The 1,751-nt window shown below is 73.8% G+C and carries 1 protein-coding gene; it reads left to right on the forward strand.

Features of this window, described 5'->3' with window-relative positions; all coding sequences use genetic code 11:
* Nucleotides 1-1,751 (forward strand): polyketide synthase dehydratase domain-containing protein (locus ACIQ7D_RS37485; RefSeq protein ID WP_403945773.1); only part of this gene is annotated, 1,751 nt, incomplete at both ends.

Here is a 1,751-nt window from a genome sequence, read left to right on the forward strand (position 1 = left end):
GTATGTGGCGGGGGCGCCTGTGGAGTGGGCGCGGGTCTTCGGCGGTAGTGGTGCGCGTCGGGTCGACCTCCCGACCTACGCCTTCCAACGACAGCACTACTGGCTCGCCCCGGGCGCCTCCTCCGCCGCCGGCACCGGCATGGAAACCGTTGGACACCCGCTGCTCGACGCCGGTATCCCCCTGCCCGACTCCGACGGACACCTCCTCACGGGCCGTTGGTCACTGCGTACGCACGCCTGGCTCGCCGATCACACCGTGCGCGGCCGAACCGTGGTGCCGGGAACCGCGCTGGTGGAGACCGTCCTGCGCGCGGCGGACAGCGTCGGCTGTGACCGGCTCGACGAACTCAGCCTGGAGACACCGGTGGTGCTCCCCGCGGACGGCGGTACGCTGCGCGTCCAGGTGACCATCACCGGACCGGAGGGGAGTGAAGGCCGCCGGTCCGTCAGCATGCACACCTGTGGTACCGACGGCGTCTGGACCCGCCACGCGCGCGGTACCGTCCTGACCGCCGGCGCGCCCGGTGAACCGGCCGGTCTCGGCAGTTGGCCGCCGGCGGGGGCGCGGCCGGTGGAGACGGCCGGGTTGTACGAGCGGCTGGCAGAGGAGGGACTGGTGTACGGGCCGGTCTTCCGCGGCCTGGAGACCGTCTGGCGCCGAGGGGAGGAGATCTACGCCGAGGTCGCGCTGCCCGAGGTGGCGCGCCGGACCGGCGACGGGTTCGGCCTGCATCCGGCCCTGCTGGACGCGGCGTTGCACGCGTGGCCGGCGTGTGCGGACGGCGCGGGTCCGGACACCGTGCGGCTGCCGTTCCTGTGGACCGGTGTCACGCTGCACGCCACCGGTGCCACGCGCCTGCGGGTACGCCTCACGCCGGTCACCGGCGGCGGCATGTCGGTCCTCGTGGCGGACGACACGGGCCGGCCGGTGGCCTCGGCCGAGGCCCTGGTCACCCGGCCCCTCGGAGCGGACGGCGGCGCCCCCGCGGACACGCACACCACCGCCGCCCCGCACCGCGTCGAGTGGACCCCTGTACCGGTCACGGAGACGGAGGGCCGGACTCGGAGCCTCGCCGTCGTCAGCGGCGACGCACTCGGCCTCGACCGGCTCGCGGACGGCTACGAGGACCTGGCCGGCCTCGCCGGGCAGGTGGCCGCGGGAGAGTGCCCGCCGCCGGAGTACGTGCTGGCCGGCATCGCCCCGTCCACCGGCACGGACGTCGCGTCGGAGGCCATGTCCACCGCGGGCCGCGCGCTCGCACTCGTTCAGGACTGGCTCGCGGACGAGGCGTCCGCCGCGACCGGCGCCCGGCTGGTGCTGGTCACACGGGGGGCCGTCGCCGTCGCGGCGGGCGAGGGTGTGTCCGGCCTGACCGCCTCCCCGGTCTGGGGGCTGGTGCGGTCCGCGCAGAGCGAACACCCCGGACGCTTCGTCCTCGTCGATCTCGACGCGGACGAAGCCTCGCTCACCGCACTGCCGGCGGCGCTGGACACCGGAGAACCGCAGTTGGCGCTGCGACACGGCGAACCGAGCATCCCCGGAGTGGCCGCCGCCCGCGCCATCGCGCCGCTCCCCGACGGTCCCTGGCACCTCCAGGTCGGCCCGGAAGCCGGCCTCGACGGTTTGGCACTCGTACCCACTGAAGAGGTGCCTCATTCATTGGGTGTGTTTGAGGTGCGTGTTGAGGTGTGTGCGGTGGGGGTTAATTTTCGGGATGTGCTGGTTTTGTTGGGTGTGTATCCGGGTGCGG

The organism is Streptomyces sp. NPDC096310 (genome assembly GCF_044763125.1).
GTDB lineage: Bacteria > Actinomycetota > Actinomycetes > Streptomycetales > Streptomycetaceae > Streptomyces.